Below are 15988 nucleotides of genomic sequence, written 5' to 3'. Positions count from 1 at the left end.
GACGGTGCTCCGGTGCTTTTCAAAAATGAATCGTACTATTCTGTTTAAATGAATTATAGTTTATAATTGTCTTGACATTACTTATAGTCAATGCTAATATAGCAAAGGTGCGTGAGCAGCCTATATGCTATTGGGTCTTTTCGGAGGAATGAGATATGTCTAAAGAACAAGGACTGCAAGATGCTCATGTCAAAATCGGTACCAAACAAACCATTCGTATGGTAGAATTGGGCTTTGCCTCAGAAGTATATGTGGCAGAAGACGCAGATCAGCGTCTCACTTCCAACATCATTGCTTTGTGCAACAAGCAAGGAGTCAAAGTGACTCTCGTAGACACAATGAAAAATCTCGGAGCTGCATGTGGGATTGAAGTGGGAGCCGCAATGGCTGCTATCGTAAAACAATAGGGTAAGGAACGTTTTTGTCTAAGGAATTGTTATTCTTGGCGGCAAAGACTTTTCATTTGTTCTTTTATGAACCGCCTGGGTCTGTGGGCTTAGATAAGGTTTGTAAAGTAACAGCAAAAATTGAGGAAGGGGGTGGCAACCAACATGCCAACTATTAACCAACTGGTTCGTAAAGGACGTCAAGCCAAAATCGAGAAATCGAAATCACCGGCTTTGCAAAAAGGTTTTAATGCCTTGAAACGTGAAGCTACCGACATCAGTGCCCCGCAAAAACGCGGAGTGTGCACTCGTGTAGGTACTATGACTCCGAAAAAACCAAACTCCGCACTTCGTAAATATGCTCGTGTTCGCTTGACGAACCGTGTAGAGGTGACTGCTTACATTCCAGGTATTGGACATAACCTTCAAGAACACAGCGTAGTGCTGATTCGCGGCGGTCGTGTAAAAGACCTTCCGGGTGTGCGTTACCACATCGTTCGCGGTGCTTTGGATACTGCAGGCGTAAACAACCGCATGCAAGCTCGTTCCAAATACGGCGCAAAACGCCCTAAAGCTAAAAAATCCTAATGAATATAAACCGCGTATGTCGGTTTAACATGTAAGAAAGGGGGATATCCATGCCACGCAAAGGTCCAGTTACCAAAAGAGACGTGTTGCCAGATCCGGTATACAACAGCAAGTTGGTTACCCGCTTGATCAACCGCATCATGCTCGACGGAAAACGAGGCGTTGCTCAAAGCATTCTGTACAATGCGTTCAAGCTTATCCAAGAACGTACGGGGAATGACCCGATGGAAGTTTTTGAAGCAGCTATCAAGAATATCATGCCAGTCCTGGAAGTTAAAGCACGCCGTGTCGGCGGTGCCAACTACCAAGTACCAATCGAGGTAAAACCAGAAAGACGTACGTCCCTGGGATTACGTTGGCTCGTAAACTACTCCCGCAACCGCGGTGAGAAAACCATGGAAGAGCGTTTGGCGGCTGAAATTATTGATGCTTCCAACAACACAGGCGCTTCCGTGAAAAAACGTGAAGACACGCACAAAATGGCTGAAGCGAACAAAGCGTTTGCTCACTATCGTTGGTAGGATTCAGCTCAAAAAAATAACTTCAATTTTGAAGGGAGACCCATTTCATGGCAAGAGAGTTCTCCTTGAAAAATACACGTAATATCGGGATCATGGCTCATATTGACGCGGGTAAAACCACAACAACAGAGCGGATCTTGTTCTACACAGGCCGTACGCACAAAATCGGTGAAGTTCACGAAGGCGCTGCGACAATGGACTGGATGGAACAAGAACAAGAGCGCGGAATCACGATTACTTCCGCTGCGACGACCGCTGCCTGGAAAGGTCACCGCGTCAATATCATCGACACCCCGGGGCACGTTGACTTCACTGTTGAAGTTGAACGTTCCCTTCGTGTATTGGACGGAGCAGTTGGTGTTTTCAGTGCGAAAGAAGGCGTTGAGCCTCAGTCCGAAACCGTATGGAGACAGGCTGATCGCTACGGCGTTCCACGGATCGCATATGTAAACAAAATGGATATCATTGGTGCCGACTTCCTGAATGTTGTCTCTGACATGCGTGATCGCCTTCAAGCGAACGCAGTTGCGATTCAATTGCCAATCGGCGCAGAAAATGATTTTACTGGTATTATCGATATCGTTGAACAAAAAGCTCATATGTACAAAGATGATCTTGGTCAAGATATCGAAGAAGTAGAAGTTCCTGCGGAATTCAAAGATCAAGTTGAAGAACTTCGTAATGAATTGATCGAGAAGGTTGCTGAACTGGACGAAGAATTGACAATGAAATACCTGGAAGGCGAAGAAATTTCGGTTGCCGAAATTAAAGCCGCTCTCCGTAAAGGTGTTGTAGAAGTTAAAATCTTCCCAGTTATCTGTGGATCTTCTTACCGCAATAAAGGTGTTCAGCTGATGTTGGATGCTGTTCTCGACTATTTGCCGGCTCCTATTGATGTGCCAAGTATTCAAGGGCATTTGGAAGACGGTACGGAAGTTGAACGTCACTCTTCCGATGAAGAGCCATTCTCCGCATTGGCATTCAAAATCATGACGGATCCTTACGTTGGTAAGTTGACATTTTTCCGCGTATACTCCGGTGTTCTTCAATCCGGTTCTTACGTATTGAATGCAACAAAAGGTAAACGCGAACGTATCGGACGTATTCTTCAAATGCATGCGAACAGTCGTCAAGAAATCACTGTAGTTTACTCTGGTGATATTGCGGCTGCCGTAGGTTTGAAAGATACAGGTACAGGTGATACACTGTGTGATGAGAAGAGTCCTGTTATTCTCGAGTCCATGAACTTCCCTGATCCGGTTATCGAAATCGCGGTTGAGCCTAAAACCAAAGCTGACCAAGATAAAATGTCTGTAGCTCTCGGTAAGTTGACTGAAGAGGATCCAACTCTTCGCGCTCATACTAACGAAGAAACAGGTCAAACCATCTTGGCGGGTATGGGTGAGCTTCACTTGGACATCATCATTGATCGTATGCGTCGTGAGTTCAAGGTAGAAACAAATGTGGGTAAACCACAGGTTGCTTACCGTGAAACGTTCCGTGCTCCAGCACGTGTCGAAGGTAAATTCGTTCGTCAGTCCGGTGGTCGTGGTCAATATGGTCACGTATGGGTTGAGTTCGAACCGCTCGAGCCAGGTACTGGTAGTCAATTCGAAAGTAAGGTAGTCGGCGGCTCTGTTCCTAGAGAGTACATCGCTCCTGCTCTTGCTGGTATTGAGGAACAAATGAAAAACGGCGTTATCGCAGGCTTCCCGCTTGTGGACGTTAAAGCTACAATCGTGGACGGATCATACCATGATGTCGATTCCAATGAAATGGCATTTAAAATTGCCGGATCAATGGCGCTGAAAGCAGCGAAAGACAAATGTAAACCAGTATTGCTCGAGCCGATTATGAAAGTTGAAGTAACGGTTCCTGAGGAATATATGGGTGACGTAATGGGTATGTTGAACTCCCGTCGTGGTCGGATTGAAGGTATGGATTCCCGCAGTGGAGCTCAAATCATTCGTGCGAAGGTGCCTTTGTCCGAAATGTTCGGATACTCGACTACACTTCGCTCCGGTACACAAGGACGCGGCGTGTTCTCCATGGAACTCTCTCATTATGAAGAAGTACCGAAGAGCATTGCTGAAGAGATCGTTGCCAAAACCAAAGGCGGCGAGTAATACAATGTATCAGCTGACCGGTATGCTTAAGGTTTTACCAAAAAGGCATCCGGCAGCCTAAAATAAAACAAGTTATTGAGGAGGAATTGTTCAAATGGCAAAGGCTAAGTTTGAACGTAACAAACCGCACGTTAATATCGGTACTATTGGTCACGTCGATCATGGTAAAACTACTTTGACTGCTGCAATCACAACTGTATTGTCCAAAACTTACGGTGGTGCTGCTGTAGCATTCGATCAAATCGATAAAGCTCCAGAAGAGCGCGAACGCGGTATCACAATCTCCACTGCACACGTGGAATATGAAACACCTAACCGTCACTATGCACACGTTGACTGCCCAGGTCACGCCGACTATGTTAAAAACATGATCACTGGCGCTGCACAAATGGACGGAGCGATCCTGGTTGTATCCGCAGCTGACGGCCCAATGCCGCAAACTCGCGAGCACATCCTGTTGTCCCGCCAAGTTGGTGTTCCTTACATCGTTGTATTCCTGAACAAATGCGACATGGTTGAAGACGAAGAGTTGCTGGAATTGGTTGAAATGGAAGTTCGCGACTTGCTGAGCGAGTATGACTTCCCAGGCGACGACACTCCAATCACTCGCGGTTCCGCTCGTGAAGCACTGCAAAACCCAGATGGCGACTGGGCTAAGAAAATCGTTGAAATGTTCGAAACAATCGACACTTACATCCCAACTCCAGAACGCGACACTGACAAGCCTTTCCTTATGCCTGTCGAGGACGTATTCTCCATCACTGGTCGTGGTACAGTTGCTACAGGCCGTGTAGAGCGTGGTACAGTTAAAGTGGGCGACGAAATCGAAATCATCGGTATTCAAGAAGAATCCCGTAAATCCGTAGTAACAGGCGTAGAAATGTTCCGTAAATTGCTTGATTCCGCTCAAGCTGGTGACAACATCGGCGCACTGCTTCGCGGTGTAGATCGTGCACAAATCGAGCGTGGCCAAGTATTGGCTAAGCCAGGTTCTGTTAACCCACATACAGAATTTTCTGCTCAAATCTACGTTTTGACTAAAGAAGAAGGCGGACGTCACAAACCTTTCTTCACTGGTTACCGTCCACAGTTCTACTTCCGTACAACTGACGTAACTGGTATCATTACTTTGCCAGAAGGTTCCGAAATGGTAATGCCTGGTGATAACATCACAGTTACTGTTCAACTAATCAACCCGATCGCTATCGAAGAAGGAACTAAGTTCTCTATTCGTGAAGGTGGACGTACAGTTGGCGCTGGTGCTGTAGCAACAATCTCCAAATAAGAAGGCTTTAGCCTTTAAATAGAGTAACAGTGTACTGGAACGAGTAACGTTGTATTGGAACGAAGCTAAACGAGCCCCTGCCCTGGTGCGGGGGCTTTTCTCTTGGGGAAAATCGCGAGCTGCGAGCACAACTGCATCTTTTGAAAATAAGATGCATTGTTTTTTCGTTTTTGCTTGCAATAGGCAGAACTATTCGATATAATAACTAATGTTGTTTGTGACTGTGCGATGATGTGAGAGGTTACTGACACACCCGGCCCCTTTGCCATGGGAGGGCTGTCGGAAAATTTTCACGGAGTATGTCCGATACCAAATTGGGCGATAGAAGGAGGGACTAAAATGGCAAAGCAAAAAATTCGTATTCGTTTGAAAGCTTACGATCATAGAATTCTTGATCAATCCGCTGAGAAAATTGTTGAAACAGCTAAACGTTCGGGCGCAGGTGTATCCGGGCCAATTCCGCTGCCAACTGAAAAACAAATCATTACTATTCTCCGTGCGGTACACAAGTACAAGGATTCCCGGGAACAGTTCGAAATGCGCACACACAAGCGTTTGATCGACATTGTTAACCCGACTCCACAAACTGTGGATGCCTTGATGCGCTTGGACCTGCCGTCCGGTGTAGATATCGAAATTAAATTGTAATATGTAATTAGGAAAAGAAATGAGGTGTCAACATGAAAGGTATCTTAGGAAAAAAACTCGGAATGACTCAAGTGTTTACCCCTGAAGGTAACGTACTTGCTGTTACGGTTATCGAAGCAGGTCCTTGTGTTGTTCTGCAAAAGAAAGATCTGGAAAACGATGGATACGAAGCTATCCAACTCGGTTTCTCTGATAAGAAAGAAAAAAGATCCAACAAACCTGAAGCAGGACATGCGAAAAAAGCAAATACTGCACCTAAGCGCTACGTTCGTGAACTTCGTGGCATCGACCTTGCTGCGTACGAGGTTGGCCAAGAACTGAAGGCTGATGTCTTCACAGAAGGCGAGTTCGTTGACGTAACAGGTATTTCTAAAGGTAAAGGTTTTGCCGGCGTTATCAAACGTTGGGGACAAAGCCGCGGACCAATGGCACACGGATCGCGTTACCACAGAGGTCCAGGTTCTATGGGTTCCATTCAAGCTAACCGCGTTCCTAAAGGTAAACACCTTCCAGGACACATGGGGCATGAAACGGTAACGATCCAACGTCTTGAAGTTGTTAAGATCGATACAGAACGTAATGTATTGCTCGTGAAAGGTTCCATTCCAGGACCTAAAAATAGCTTCGTTAAAGTATTAGAAACGGTAAAAAAATAAACAACTGAAGAAAGGAGGAACACGAAATGCCAAAAGTAGCACTATTTAATATTAGCGGCAGCCAAGTTGGTGAAATTGAATTGAACGACGCAGTGTTCGGTATCGAGCCGAATAAGCACGTTCTTCATGACGCTGTTGTTATGCAATTGGCTTCCCTGCGTCAAGGTACTCACAAAGTAAAAGGACGTTCTGAAGTACGTGGTGGCGGACGTAAACCTTGGAAACAAAAAGGTACTGGCCGCGCTCGTCAAGGTTCGATCCGTGCACCGCAATGGGTTGGTGGCGGTACTGTATTCGGTCCGACTCCACGCAGCTATGCTTACAAATTGCCTAAAAAAGTTCGTCGTCTGGCGATCAAATCGGCGTTGTCATCCAAAGTGATTGAGAATGAAATTATCGTATTGGACGCTCTTACACTGAACGGACCTAAAACGAAAGAATTCGCAGCCATTTTGAATAACCTTAAAGCTGATCGTAAAGCATTGATCGTAGCTCCTAGCTATGATGATAATGTAGCACTGTCCGCTCGTAATATTCCTGGTGTGAAGTTTGTAGCCGCAGACGGCATTAATGTTCTTGATGTGCTCGGACACGACAAACTGATCATTACGAAGGAAGCAGTTCAGAAGGTAGAGGAGGTGCTCGCGTAATGAAGGATCCTCGTGATATTATCAAACGTCCGGTTATCACCGAACGTACGGCTGGCATGATGAATGACTTGAAATACGTTTTCGAGGTTGACATTCGTTCTAACAAAGTCGAAGTTAAAAAAGCAATCGAAGCCATTTTTAACGTGAAAGTAAGTAGCGTAAATACGCTTCGTGTTCCTGCAAAACCAAAACGCTACGGACGTCATTCCGGCTATACGAGCGAGTGGAAAAAAGCGTTCGTAACGCTGAGCAAAGACAGTAAGCCGCTTGAGTTTTTTGAAACGGTATAATTGAAACTGTAAAGTAAGGAGGGAAACTCAGTGCCAATTAAAAAGTATAAACCAACGTCCCCGGCCAGACGTGCTATGTCTGTATCTACTTTCGAGGAGATTACAACTAATCAGCCCGAGAAATCGTTGCTGGCACCTCTGAGCAAGCAAGCTGGACGCAATAACCAAGGTAAAATTACAGTTCGTCATCAAGGCGGCGGACACAAACGTAAATACCGTATTATTGACTTCAAACGTAACAAAGATGGAATACCGGGCCGCGTTGCTACGATCGAATATGATCCAAACCGTACGTCCAACATCGCACTTATTCACTATGTGGATGGTGAAAAACGTTACATCATCGCTCCTAAAGGTCTGAAAGTAGGAGACGAAGTGGTATCCGGTGCAGGTTCCGATATCAAAATCGGTAACTCCTTGCCGTTGGAAAACATTCCAGTAGGTACGGTTATCCACAACATCGAATTGAAACCGGGTAAAGGTGGCCAACTCGTTCGCGCCGCTGGTACGGAAGCCCAACTTCTTGGTAAAGAAGAAAAGTATGTTACAATTCGTTTGACTTCTGGTGAAGTTCGCCGCATTCTGAAAGTTTGCCGCGCTACAATCGGTTCTGTAGGTAACGAAGACCACGAACTGGTGAAGATCGGTAAAGCTGGTCGTAGTCGCTGGTTGGGACAACGTCCTGAAGTTCGCGGTGTTGTAATGAACCCTAACGATCACCCACACGGTGGTGGTGAAGGTCGCGCTCCAATCGGACGTAAATCTCCAATGTCTCCATGGGGTAAACCAACCCTTGGTTACAAGACGCGTAAAAAAGGTAAAGCATCTGATAAGTACATCGTTCGTCGTCGTACTAAGTAATAAAACGTGCGCTTAAGTCGCACGTTAACATATTAAGGAACGACTACGTTTTAACGAAGGGAGGATTCATAAATGGGTCGCAGTCTCAAAAAAGGACCATTCATTGATGGTTACCTGTTGAAAAAAGTAGAGGTTTTGAATGAGTCGGACAAAAAAGTGGTAATCAAAACTTGGTCCCGTCGCTCTACGATTTTCCCACAATTTATCGGACATACGTTTGGTGTATATGATGGTCGTAAACACGTGCCAGTATACGTAACGGAAGATATGGTCGGACACAAATTGGGCGAATTTGCTCCAACACGTACGTACAAAGGCCATACGGATGACGATAAGAAAACAAGAAGATAATCAACACAGCGTAGTGTTTGAGAGGAGGTAAACTCAATGGAAGCAAAAGCACATGCTAAGTCCGTACGGATTTCTGCTCGCAAAGTGAAACTTGTTATCGATTTGATTCGCGGTAAGCAGGTTGGTGAGGCGATCGCAATTCTTCGTCACACTCCAAAGTCCGCTTCTCCAGTCGTTGAGAAATTGTTGAATTCTGCGATTGCAAATGCAGATCACAACTACTCTTTGGACGTAAATAAATTGGTAGTATCTCAGGTTTTTGTAAACCAAGGTCCTACAATGAAACGATTCCGCCCGCGTGCAATGGGTCGTGCAAGTCGCATCAACAAACGCACCAGTCATATTACTCTGGTGGTATCTGAAAAATAAGGAGGGAAAACGTGTGGGCCAAAAGGTAAATCCCGTCGGACTCCGAATCGGTATTATCCGTGATTGGGAATCCAAATGGTATGCAGGCAAAGATTTCGGTGATCTTTTGCTGGAAGACGTTAGAATTCGTGAACATCTGAAAAAAAGATTGAAAGACTCCGCTGTATCCCGTGTTGAAATCGAGAGAGCAGCTAACCGTGTCAACGTAACGATTCACACTGCGAAACCAGGTATGGTTATCGGTAAGGGTGGTTCCGAAGTTGAAAATCTGCGTAATGAAATTACTAAAATCGCAGGCGGTAAAAAGGTACACATCAATATTTCTGAAATTAAAAATCCTGAACTGGATGCAATTCTGGTTGCTGAAAGCATTGCACAACAATTGGAACGTCGTGTTTCTTTCCGTCGTGCTTTGAAACAAGCAATTCAAAGAACTATGCGTTCCGGAGCAAAAGGAATTAAAACTCAAGTAGGCGGACGTCTTGGCGGTGCCGAAATCGCTCGTTCCGAAGGGTACAGCGAAGGAACAGTTCCACTGCATACGCTTCGTGCCGACATTGACTATGGTACAGCGGAAGCTCATACTACTTACGGTCGTCTTGGCGTAAAAGTATGGATCTATCGTGGAGAGGTTCTTCCTCCAGCTAAGAAACAAGCTCCTCAGGAAGGAGGCAACTAATCATGTTGGTACCAAAACGCGTAAAACATCGTAAACAACAACGTGGTCATATGAAGGGTCGTGCGAAAGGCGGTACTACACTGAACTTTGGTGAGTACGGTTTGCAAGCTACTGAACCTGCATGGATTACTAACCGTCAAATCGAAGCTGCTCGTATTGCGATGACTCGTTACATCAAACGTGGTGGTAAGGTTTGGATTAAAATTTTCCCTGACAAACCAATTACTCAGAAGCCTCTTGAGGTTCGTATGGGTAGTGGTAAAGGTAACGTAGAAAAATGGGTTGCAGTAGTGAAACCAGGCAAGATTATGTTCGAACTTGCTGGTGTTCCGGAAGAGATTGCTCGTGAAGCAATGCGTCTTGCCGCTCACAAACTGCCAATCAAAACTAAGTTTGTGAAACGTGAAGAATTGGGTGGTGAAGCAAATGAAGGCTAGTGAATTCCGCAACCTAACCACTGCTGAAATCGAACAAAAGATCTCCGGTTTTAAAGAAGAACTTTTCAACCTTCGTTTTCAACTCGCTACCGGTCAGCTTGATAACCCGACTCGGATCGGCGCTGTGCGTAAGGAAATTGCTCGTGCTAAAACTGTGATCCGTGAAAGAGAACTTGGGATTAGCTAAGATATCAGACCGGGTGGAAAATCCGCCTGTAATTAGGAAGGAGGCCAACAATGAGCGAACGTAATGCCCGTAAAGTATTAGTCGGTAAAGTAGTCAGCGACAAAATGGATAAAACGATTGTGATTGCTGTAGAAACTTACAAAAAACATGATCTCTACCATAAACGCATTAAAGTAACTAAGAAATTCAAAGCTCATGATGAAAACAACACCGCACAAATTGGTGATACTGTTAAAATCATGGAAACTCGCCCTTTGTCCAAAGACAAAAACTGGAGACTGGTCGAAATCGTTGAAAAAGCTGTTATAATCTAATGTAGTGTAGTTTTTCCGAAAGGAGGATAAATAAATGATTCAACCATTTACACGTTTGACTGTAGCTGACAATTCCGGCGCGAAGGAACTGATGTGTATCCGTGTGCTCGGTGGTACGGGACGTCGTACAGCTCAAATTGGTGACCTGATCGTTTGTTCCGTAAAACAAGCAACACCAGGCGGCGTTGTCAAAAAGGGTGATGTAGTAAGAGCGGTTGTTGTTCGTACTAAACGTTCTATCCGCCGTAAAGACGGTTCCTACATCGGATTTGACGAAAACGCAGCAGTGGTCGTTAAAGAAGACAAGAGCCCACGTGGTACTCGTATTTTCGGACCAGTTGCTCGCGAACTTCGTGACAAGGACTTCATGAAAATCGTTTCCTTGGCTCCGGAAGTGATCTAAACTCACCTTAAAATGTGCCCGTAGGAGGTGTACGAAATGCCAAAAGTGAAAAAAGTTCTGGAATCCCATAACAACAAGCTGCACGTCAAAAAAGACGACACTGTTCTGGTGATTACAGGTAAAGATAAAGGTAAAAAAGGTCGCGTTATCGCTGCTTACCCTCGTCAAAACCGTGTGCTTGTGGAAGGTGTTAACATGATTAAAAAACACCAAAAGCCTAATCAGTTGAATCCACAAGGCGGCATCATCGAGAAAGAAGCTCCGATTCACGTTTCCAACGTTATGCACATTGATCCGAAGAGCGGAAAAGTAACCCGTGTTGGTTACAAAGTTTTGGATAACGGAAAAAAAGTGCGCATTGCAAAACGTTCTGGCGAAGTGATCGACTAATTATTTTTTGAAGAAAGGAGGTATATGATTCATGGCTACAACAAGAATGAAAGAACGTTTCTTGAAAGAAATCACTCCTGCTTTGATGCAGAAGTTCAACTATACAACAGTGATGCAAGTGCCTAAAATCGAGAAAGTTGTAATCAACATGGGTGTTGGCGACGCAGTCCAAAACTCCAAAGTACTTGATTCAGCTCTCAACGACATGCAGCTGATCGCTGGTCAAAAACCAGTAATCACTCGCGCAAAAAAATCTATTGCAGGTTTTAAATTGCGTGAAAACATGCCGATCGGTGTAAAGGTAACACTTCGTGGCGAGCGTATGTATTATTTCTTGGACAAATTGTTCAACATTACTCTTCCTCGCGTACGTGACTTCCATGGTGTATCGACAAAAGCTTTTGACGGACGTGGTAACTACACGCTTGGTCTGAAAGAACAGTTGATCTTCCCGGAAATCGAGTATGATCAAGTTGATAAAGTTCGTGGTATGGACATCGTTATCGTAACGACTGCCAAAACTGACGAAGAGTCCCGTGAGCTTCTGACTCAGCTGGGCATGCCTTTCGCAAAATAATGTTGGCATAACGTTTCGGGCGTCTGATTTTAAAGACACCCTGTTCTCCGAAACTATTTAGGAGGTGTCAGGCTAAGTGGCAAAAACTTCAATGAAAGTCAAACAACAACGCGCACCAAAGTTTAAAGTTCGTGCTTACACTCGTTGCGAGCGTTGTGGTCGTCCACATTCGGTACTGCAAAAGTTTAAGATCTGCAGAATTTGCTTCCGTGAATTAGCTTATAAAGGCCAGATTCCTGGCGTGAAAAAAGCAAGCTGGTAAAAAGTCCTGTTTGGGAAGGAGGTTTATACACAATGACTATGTCTGATCCAATTGCAGATATGCTTACTCGTATTCGTAACGCGAACACAGTTCGTCACGAAACAGTAGAAATGCCTGCATCTACAATGAAAAAACAAATCGCCGACATCCTGAAACGTGAAGGATTCATTCGTGATGCGGAATTTGTTGAAGATAGCAAACAAGGGATCATCCGTATTTTCTTGAAATACGGTGCGAACAACGAGCGTGTTATTACAGGTTTGAAAAGAATCAGTAAACCAGGTCTTCGCGTTTACACGAAGAGCAATGAGATTCCACGCGTACTGGGTGGACTCGGGATCGCAATCATTTCAACATCCAAAGGTATCATGACTGACAAAGAAGCGCGTCAGTCCAAAGCCGGCGGAGAAGTTGTTTGCTACGTTTGGTAAGATAACGTTTAAAAGATAGGAGGTGCAACAGATATGTCCCGTATTGGTCGTAAACCAATCACAGTACCAAGTGGTGTTGACGTGACTTTGAACAACACAGCAATCACAGTTAAAGGTCCTAAAGGAACATTGACTCGTGAGCTTCATAAAGACATGTCCGTTACTGTGGAAAACAATGAAATTAATGTAGTTCGTCCTTCGGACAACAAACTTCACCGCTCTTTGCATGGAACAACCCGCAGCGTTGTCAACAACATGGTAAGTGGTGTAACTGAAGGGTTTTCAAAATCTCTGGAGCTGGTTGGGGTCGGATATCGTGCAAGCAAATCCGGAGATAAAATCGTTCTGAACGTTGGATACTCTCACCCGGTTGAAATCACACCGGAAGCGGGCATCGAATTCGAAGTTCCTTCGAACACTAAAATCATCGTTCGCGGAATTGATAAAGAGCGTGTAGGTGCCTACGCTGCTAAAATTCGTTCCGTTCGTGAACCTGAACCGTACAAAGGTAAAGGGATTAAATACGAAGGCGAGCGCATCATTCGTAAAGAAGGTAAAGCCGGTAAGAAGAAATAAGTTTCTTACCGACTTTGTGCGGTCTTTCTGCTGGAAGGACTTCGTACTTCTTTTTTACCCAGTGCGTCTTAGTATAAAGTTTTAAAAGGCAAACTGAAGGGAGTGAAAACTTGAGATGATTACAAAACAAGATAAAAATAAAGCACGTGTCAGAAGACATCTGCGTGTACGTAAGAAAATCGAAGGTACGGCTGTACGTCCTCGTTTGAACGTGTTCCGTTCTTCCAAGCATATCTACGCACAACTGATTGATGATGTAGCTGGTGTAACATTGGTATCTGCATCCACTATGGATAAAGAACTGAGCAGCGAAATCAAAAACGGCGGTAGTGTAGAAGCAGCTCGTAAAGTTGGCGAACTCGTTGCTAAACGTGCGAAAGAAAAAGGTCATGCTAACATCGTATTTGACCGTGGTGGATACTTGTATCATGGACGGATTCAAGCTTTGGCTGATGCAGCTCGCGAAGCAGGCCTTGAATTCTAAGACATTTCTCAAAAGGAGGTTAACGACTTGCGTGTAGATCCGAATACTTTGGAACTGACTGAAAGAGTAGTAAATATTAATCGTGTAGCTAAAGTTGTCAAAGGCGGACGCCGTTTCAGCTTCAGTGCTCTGGTAGTAGTGGGCGACGGCAACGGCTGGGTAGGCGCTGGAATCGGTAAAGCTGGCGAAGTACCTGATGCAATTCGCAAAGGTATTGAAGATGCTAAGAAAAACCTGGTTCACGTTCCACTCGTAGGAACAACAATTCCTCACCTTGTTACAGGTAAGTTCGGTGCTGGCCGGGTTCTGTTGAAACCGGCATCGGAAGGTACTGGAGTTATCGCTGGTGGCCCGGTTCGTGCTGTACTGGAACTTGCTGGTGTAGGTGATATCTTGACAAAATCTTTGGGTTCTTCGAATTCCATGAATATGGTCAATGCGACTTTGGAAGGTTTGTCCCGCTTGAAACGCGCTGAAGAAGTTGCAAAATTGCGCGGCAAATCCATCGAAGAGCTGCTGGGCTAAGGAGGGAATATCATGGCGAAATTAGAAATTACCCTCGTTCGTTCGTTGATCGGCCGTCCTGGTAATCAGAGAACGACTGTTAAAACGCTCGGCTTGCGTAAAATCAACCATAAAGTAGTTCAACCCGACAATGCAGCTATTCGCGGGATGATTAATCAAGTTAGCCATTTGGTTTCTGTTAAAGAAATTGAGGCTTAAGAAATAAAGTATTTTAACAATAATCAAGGAGGTGCAACGAACGATGAAGTTACATGAGCTTTCCCCAGCTCCAGGCTCCCGCAAAGAACGTAAACGTTTGGGTCGTGGTCCTAGTAGCGGTACGGGTAAAACTTCTGGTCGTGGTCATAAAGGTCAAAACGCTCGTTCCGGCGGTGGTGTACGTCCGGGCTTCGAGGGTGGTCAAAACCCACTGTATCGTCGCTTGCCTAAACGCGGTTTCGTAAATCCTACTCGTAAAGAGTATGCGGTTTTGAATATCGAAGATTTGAACAGTTTTGCAGCGGGTACAGAAGTAAGCCCTGAGTTTTTGCTGAACAATGGCATTGTGAAAAACGCCAAATCCGGAATTAAAATTCTGGGTAACGGTGAAATCACTGTGAAGTTGACAGTTAAAGCGAACAAGTTCTCTCAATCTGCGGTAGAGAAAATTGAAGCTGCCGGCGGTAAAACCGAGGTGATCTAATGTTCAAGACCCTGAAAAATATATGGCGGGTTGAGGATCTTAGAACCCGAATCCTGTTTACCCTGTTTATACTCTTTGTATATCGTATTGGCTCCTTCGTGCCGGTTCCCGGCGTGAATAAGCAAGTCTTTACTTCTCAGGATCAGGCAGGAAGCGAGTTGTTTGGACTCCTTAACACCTTCTCAGGGGGCGCATTGTATCAGTTTTCGATCTTCGCCCTCGGGATTATGCCATATATTACAGCGTCCATCATTGTACAGTTGCTGTCAATGGACGTGATTCCGAAACTTGCGGAATGGGCTAAACAAGGAGAGCATGGTAAAAAGAAGTTGGCTCAAATTACGCGTTATGGTACGGTAATACTTGGCCTGATTCAAGCATTCGGAACGTCGATTGGCTTTAATCGACTGTACGGTGCAGCGATGATTCCAGGAGCCACTTTTGCAGATTATCTGGTTATTGCCATTGTGCTTACAGCAGGAACTACGTTCCTTATGTGGCTCGGTGAGCAAATTACTGAAAAGGGAATCGGCAACGGTATCTCTATTGTTATCTTCGCAGGGATTGCTGCGGGTATTCCAAGACATATTCGGACGGTTGTAGAATCTCAGTTTATTCAGGCAGATCAGCTGTTTATGAATATTCTGAAGGCAATTATAATTGCCCTGGTGATTGTTCTGATTATTGTTGGTGTTATCTACATCCAGCAAGGTATTCGGAAAATCCCGGTACAATACGCGAAACGTGTAGTTGGCAACAAAATGTACGGTGGCCAGAATACGCATATTCCGATGAAAATTAATGCGGCAGGCGTTATTCCGGTAATCTTTGCGGTATCATTGCTGCAATTCCCGACAATTATTGCGAGTTTCTGGGCAGATCATGCTTGGGCTAAGTGGATTACCACTTACTTGTACTATGACAAGCCGCTGGGCATGGTTTTGTATGTCGTAATGATTATCGGTTTCACATTCTTCTATACCTTTGTACAGATGAATCCGCAGCAAATGGCCGACAATATGAAGAAAAACGGCGGTTATATTCCGGGAATTCGCCCGGGTAAAGCCACGGAGAAATACTTGACACGAGTAATGTCACGTTTGACAATGACAGGAGCTTTGTTTCTGGCAGTCATATCCGTTTTGCCGGTATTCTTCGGTTCGCTTTCGGGCTTGCCTCGTTCCGTGCAAATTGGCGGTACTTCATTGCTCATCATCATTGGTGTAGCATTGGATACAATGAAGCAAATCGAAAGCCAACTGATCAAACGCCATTACAAAGGCTTCATCAACAAATAGGCAATAGGTACC

Annotated in this window: 27 protein-coding genes; all 27 read left to right on the top strand. The window is 44.9% G+C overall.

Going from position 1 to position 15988, the window contains the following annotated elements; translation table 11 throughout:
• Window positions 1-155: 155 nt before the first annotated feature.
• A complete protein-coding gene (locus AOU00_RS09565) occupies window positions 156-407 on the top strand; it encodes a ribosomal L7Ae/L30e/S12e/Gadd45 family protein (RefSeq protein WP_007432588.1) in 252 nt (83 codons plus the stop codon).
• A 144-nt stretch (window positions 408-551) separates the two neighbouring features.
• Window positions 552-974: a 30S ribosomal protein S12 gene (gene rpsL, locus AOU00_RS09560; protein ID WP_007432587.1), complete on the top strand. Its 423-nt coding sequence runs from the start codon at window positions 552-554 to the stop codon at window positions 972-974.
• Between the two features lie 50 nt (window positions 975-1024).
• The gene (rpsG, locus tag AOU00_RS09555; protein ID WP_007432586.1) at window positions 1025-1495 is read left to right on the top strand and encodes a 30S ribosomal protein S7; all 471 of its coding nucleotides are present in this window, start codon (window positions 1025-1027) and stop codon (window positions 1493-1495) included.
• 47 nt (window positions 1496-1542) lie between these two features.
• Window positions 1543-3621, top strand: coding sequence for an elongation factor G (fusA, locus tag AOU00_RS09550; RefSeq protein ID WP_029514491.1), 2079 nt, complete (start codon window positions 1543-1545; stop codon window positions 3619-3621).
• 94 nt (window positions 3622-3715) lie between these two features.
• Window positions 3716-4906, top strand: a complete 1191-nt coding sequence (gene tuf / locus AOU00_RS09545; RefSeq protein WP_023990558.1) for an elongation factor Tu — start codon at window positions 3716-3718, stop codon at window positions 4904-4906.
• 339 nt (window positions 4907-5245) lie between these two features.
• The gene (gene rpsJ, locus AOU00_RS09540) at window positions 5246-5554 is read left to right on the top strand and encodes a 30S ribosomal protein S10 (RefSeq protein ID WP_005544556.1); all 309 of its coding nucleotides are present in this window, start codon (window positions 5246-5248) and stop codon (window positions 5552-5554) included.
• Between the two features lie 32 nt (window positions 5555-5586).
• A complete protein-coding gene (gene rplC / locus AOU00_RS09535) occupies window positions 5587-6210 on the top strand; it encodes a 50S ribosomal protein L3 (RefSeq protein ID WP_013312161.1) in 624 nt (207 codons plus the stop codon).
• A 26-nt stretch (window positions 6211-6236) separates the two neighbouring features.
• Complete coding sequence (rplD, locus tag AOU00_RS09530) at window positions 6237-6860, top strand: 50S ribosomal protein L4 (protein ID WP_013312160.1); 624 nt, start codon at window positions 6237-6239, stop codon at window positions 6858-6860.
• Window positions 6860-7150: a 50S ribosomal protein L23 gene (gene rplW / locus AOU00_RS09525; protein WP_014278314.1), complete on the top strand. Its 291-nt coding sequence runs from the start codon at window positions 6860-6862 to the stop codon at window positions 7148-7150. The genes rplD and rplW overlap by 1 nt, the downstream gene beginning before the upstream one ends.
• A gap of 30 nt (window positions 7151-7180) precedes the next feature.
• On the top strand, window positions 7181-8011 hold the full coding sequence (rplB, locus tag AOU00_RS09520; RefSeq protein WP_013312158.1) for a 50S ribosomal protein L2: 831 nt from the start codon (window positions 7181-7183) through the stop codon (window positions 8009-8011).
• A 72-nt stretch (window positions 8012-8083) separates the two neighbouring features.
• On the top strand, window positions 8084-8362 hold the full coding sequence (gene rpsS / locus AOU00_RS09515) for a 30S ribosomal protein S19 (protein ID WP_007432579.1): 279 nt from the start codon (window positions 8084-8086) through the stop codon (window positions 8360-8362).
• 36 nt (window positions 8363-8398) lie between these two features.
• On the top strand, window positions 8399-8731 hold the full coding sequence (rplV, locus tag AOU00_RS09510) for a 50S ribosomal protein L22 (RefSeq protein WP_013312157.1): 333 nt from the start codon (window positions 8399-8401) through the stop codon (window positions 8729-8731).
• A 13-nt stretch (window positions 8732-8744) separates the two neighbouring features.
• Window positions 8745-9410, top strand: a complete 666-nt coding sequence (gene rpsC, locus AOU00_RS09505) for a 30S ribosomal protein S3 (protein ID WP_013312156.1) — start codon at window positions 8745-8747, stop codon at window positions 9408-9410.
• A gap of 2 nt (window positions 9411-9412) precedes the next feature.
• The gene (gene rplP, locus AOU00_RS09500) at window positions 9413-9847 is read left to right on the top strand and encodes a 50S ribosomal protein L16 (protein ID WP_007432576.1); all 435 of its coding nucleotides are present in this window, start codon (window positions 9413-9415) and stop codon (window positions 9845-9847) included.
• A complete protein-coding gene (gene rpmC, locus AOU00_RS09495; RefSeq protein WP_007432575.1) occupies window positions 9837-10034 on the top strand; it encodes a 50S ribosomal protein L29 in 198 nt (65 codons plus the stop codon). The genes rplP and rpmC overlap by 11 nt, the downstream gene beginning before the upstream one ends.
• A 50-nt stretch (window positions 10035-10084) precedes the next feature.
• Complete coding sequence (gene rpsQ / locus AOU00_RS09490; protein WP_007432574.1) at window positions 10085-10348, top strand: 30S ribosomal protein S17; 264 nt, start codon at window positions 10085-10087, stop codon at window positions 10346-10348.
• Window positions 10349-10382: 34 nt separating this feature from the next.
• Window positions 10383-10751 (top strand): 50S ribosomal protein L14, encoded by a 369-nt coding sequence (gene rplN / locus AOU00_RS09485; RefSeq protein WP_007432573.1) that lies wholly within the window; start codon window positions 10383-10385, stop codon window positions 10749-10751.
• A 36-nt stretch (window positions 10752-10787) separates the two neighbouring features.
• Window positions 10788-11141 (top strand): 50S ribosomal protein L24, encoded by a 354-nt coding sequence (gene rplX / locus AOU00_RS09480; RefSeq protein ID WP_013312155.1) that lies wholly within the window; start codon window positions 10788-10790, stop codon window positions 11139-11141.
• 31 nt (window positions 11142-11172) lie between these two features.
• Window positions 11173-11718, top strand: coding sequence for a 50S ribosomal protein L5 (gene rplE, locus AOU00_RS09475; protein WP_007432571.1), 546 nt, complete (start codon window positions 11173-11175; stop codon window positions 11716-11718).
• 76 nt (window positions 11719-11794) lie between these two features.
• Complete coding sequence (locus AOU00_RS09470; RefSeq protein ID WP_010348808.1) at window positions 11795-11980, top strand: type Z 30S ribosomal protein S14; 186 nt, start codon at window positions 11795-11797, stop codon at window positions 11978-11980.
• A 32-nt stretch (window positions 11981-12012) separates the two neighbouring features.
• Window positions 12013-12411, top strand: a complete 399-nt coding sequence (gene rpsH / locus AOU00_RS09465) for a 30S ribosomal protein S8 (RefSeq protein ID WP_007432570.1) — start codon at window positions 12013-12015, stop codon at window positions 12409-12411.
• A gap of 33 nt (window positions 12412-12444) precedes the next feature.
• The gene (gene rplF, locus AOU00_RS09460; protein WP_013312152.1) at window positions 12445-12987 is read left to right on the top strand and encodes a 50S ribosomal protein L6; all 543 of its coding nucleotides are present in this window, start codon (window positions 12445-12447) and stop codon (window positions 12985-12987) included.
• Window positions 12988-13102: 115 nt separating this feature from the next.
• Window positions 13103-13471: a 50S ribosomal protein L18 gene (rplR, locus tag AOU00_RS09455; protein ID WP_007432568.1), complete on the top strand. Its 369-nt coding sequence runs from the start codon at window positions 13103-13105 to the stop codon at window positions 13469-13471.
• Window positions 13472-13498: 27 nt separating this feature from the next.
• Window positions 13499-13996 carry a 30S ribosomal protein S5 gene (gene rpsE / locus AOU00_RS09450; RefSeq protein ID WP_013312151.1) on the top strand — a complete coding sequence of 166 codons (498 nt, stop codon included), beginning with the start codon at window positions 13499-13501 and terminating at the stop codon, window positions 13994-13996.
• A gap of 12 nt (window positions 13997-14008) precedes the next feature.
• Window positions 14009-14194 (top strand): 50S ribosomal protein L30, encoded by a 186-nt coding sequence (gene rpmD, locus AOU00_RS09445; RefSeq protein ID WP_013312150.1) that lies wholly within the window; start codon window positions 14009-14011, stop codon window positions 14192-14194.
• 43 nt (window positions 14195-14237) lie between these two features.
• Window positions 14238-14678 carry a 50S ribosomal protein L15 gene (gene rplO / locus AOU00_RS09440; protein ID WP_013312149.1) on the top strand — a complete coding sequence of 147 codons (441 nt, stop codon included), beginning with the start codon at window positions 14238-14240 and terminating at the stop codon, window positions 14676-14678.
• Complete coding sequence (secY, locus tag AOU00_RS09435; RefSeq protein ID WP_061831397.1) at window positions 14678-15976, top strand: preprotein translocase subunit SecY; 1299 nt, start codon at window positions 14678-14680, stop codon at window positions 15974-15976. Before rplO ends, secY begins: the two co-directional genes overlap by 1 nt.
• The last annotated feature ends 12 nt before the right edge of the window (window positions 15977-15988 follow it).

The organism is Paenibacillus polymyxa (assembly GCF_001719045.1).
GTDB lineage: Bacteria > Bacillota > Bacilli > Paenibacillales > Paenibacillaceae > Paenibacillus > Paenibacillus polymyxa_B.
Note: the sequence above shows the minus strand (reverse complement) of the source record. Positions and strands in the feature narration are given on the sequence as shown.

Bases quoted from the DNA above. Each gene is read 5' to 3' on its own strand.
- rplP (WP_007432576.1), top strand. From the start codon at position 9,413: ATGTTGGTACCAAAACGCGTAAAACATCGTAAACAACAACGTGGTCAT.
- rplD (WP_013312160.1), top strand. From the start codon at position 6,237: ATGCCAAAAGTAGCACTATTTAATATTAGCGGCAGCCAAGTTGGTGAA.
- fusA (WP_029514491.1), top strand. From the start codon at position 1,543: ATGGCAAGAGAGTTCTCCTTGAAAAATACACGTAATATCGGGATCATG.
- rplE (WP_007432571.1), top strand. From the start codon at position 11,173: ATGGCTACAACAAGAATGAAAGAACGTTTCTTGAAAGAAATCACTCCT.
- rpsQ (WP_007432574.1), top strand. From the start codon at position 10,085: ATGAGCGAACGTAATGCCCGTAAAGTATTAGTCGGTAAAGTAGTCAGC.
- AOU00_RS09565 (WP_007432588.1), top strand. From the start codon at position 156: ATGTCTAAAGAACAAGGACTGCAAGATGCTCATGTCAAAATCGGTACC.
- rpsS (WP_007432579.1), top strand. From the start codon at position 8,084: ATGGGTCGCAGTCTCAAAAAAGGACCATTCATTGATGGTTACCTGTTG.
- rplO (WP_013312149.1), top strand. From the start codon at position 14,238: ATGAAGTTACATGAGCTTTCCCCAGCTCCAGGCTCCCGCAAAGAACGT.
- rpsH (WP_007432570.1), top strand. From the start codon at position 12,013: ATGACTATGTCTGATCCAATTGCAGATATGCTTACTCGTATTCGTAAC.
- rpmD (WP_013312150.1), top strand. From the start codon at position 14,009: ATGGCGAAATTAGAAATTACCCTCGTTCGTTCGTTGATCGGCCGTCCT.
- rplN (WP_007432573.1), top strand. From the start codon at position 10,383: ATGATTCAACCATTTACACGTTTGACTGTAGCTGACAATTCCGGCGCG.
- tuf (WP_023990558.1), top strand. From the start codon at position 3,716: ATGGCAAAGGCTAAGTTTGAACGTAACAAACCGCACGTTAATATCGGT.
- secY (WP_061831397.1), top strand. From the start codon at position 14,678: ATGTTCAAGACCCTGAAAAATATATGGCGGGTTGAGGATCTTAGAACC.
- rplF (WP_013312152.1), top strand. From the start codon at position 12,445: ATGTCCCGTATTGGTCGTAAACCAATCACAGTACCAAGTGGTGTTGAC.
- rpsG (WP_007432586.1), top strand. From the start codon at position 1,025: ATGCCACGCAAAGGTCCAGTTACCAAAAGAGACGTGTTGCCAGATCCG.
- rplC (WP_013312161.1), top strand. From the start codon at position 5,587: ATGAAAGGTATCTTAGGAAAAAAACTCGGAATGACTCAAGTGTTTACC.
- rpmC (WP_007432575.1), top strand. From the start codon at position 9,837: ATGAAGGCTAGTGAATTCCGCAACCTAACCACTGCTGAAATCGAACAA.
- rpsL (WP_007432587.1), top strand. From the start codon at position 552: ATGCCAACTATTAACCAACTGGTTCGTAAAGGACGTCAAGCCAAAATC.
- rplV (WP_013312157.1), top strand. From the start codon at position 8,399: ATGGAAGCAAAAGCACATGCTAAGTCCGTACGGATTTCTGCTCGCAAA.
- rplX (WP_013312155.1), top strand. From the start codon at position 10,788: ATGCCAAAAGTGAAAAAAGTTCTGGAATCCCATAACAACAAGCTGCAC.
- rplR (WP_007432568.1), top strand. From the start codon at position 13,103: ATGATTACAAAACAAGATAAAAATAAAGCACGTGTCAGAAGACATCTG.
- rplW (WP_014278314.1), top strand. From the start codon at position 6,860: ATGAAGGATCCTCGTGATATTATCAAACGTCCGGTTATCACCGAACGT.
- rpsJ (WP_005544556.1), top strand. From the start codon at position 5,246: ATGGCAAAGCAAAAAATTCGTATTCGTTTGAAAGCTTACGATCATAGA.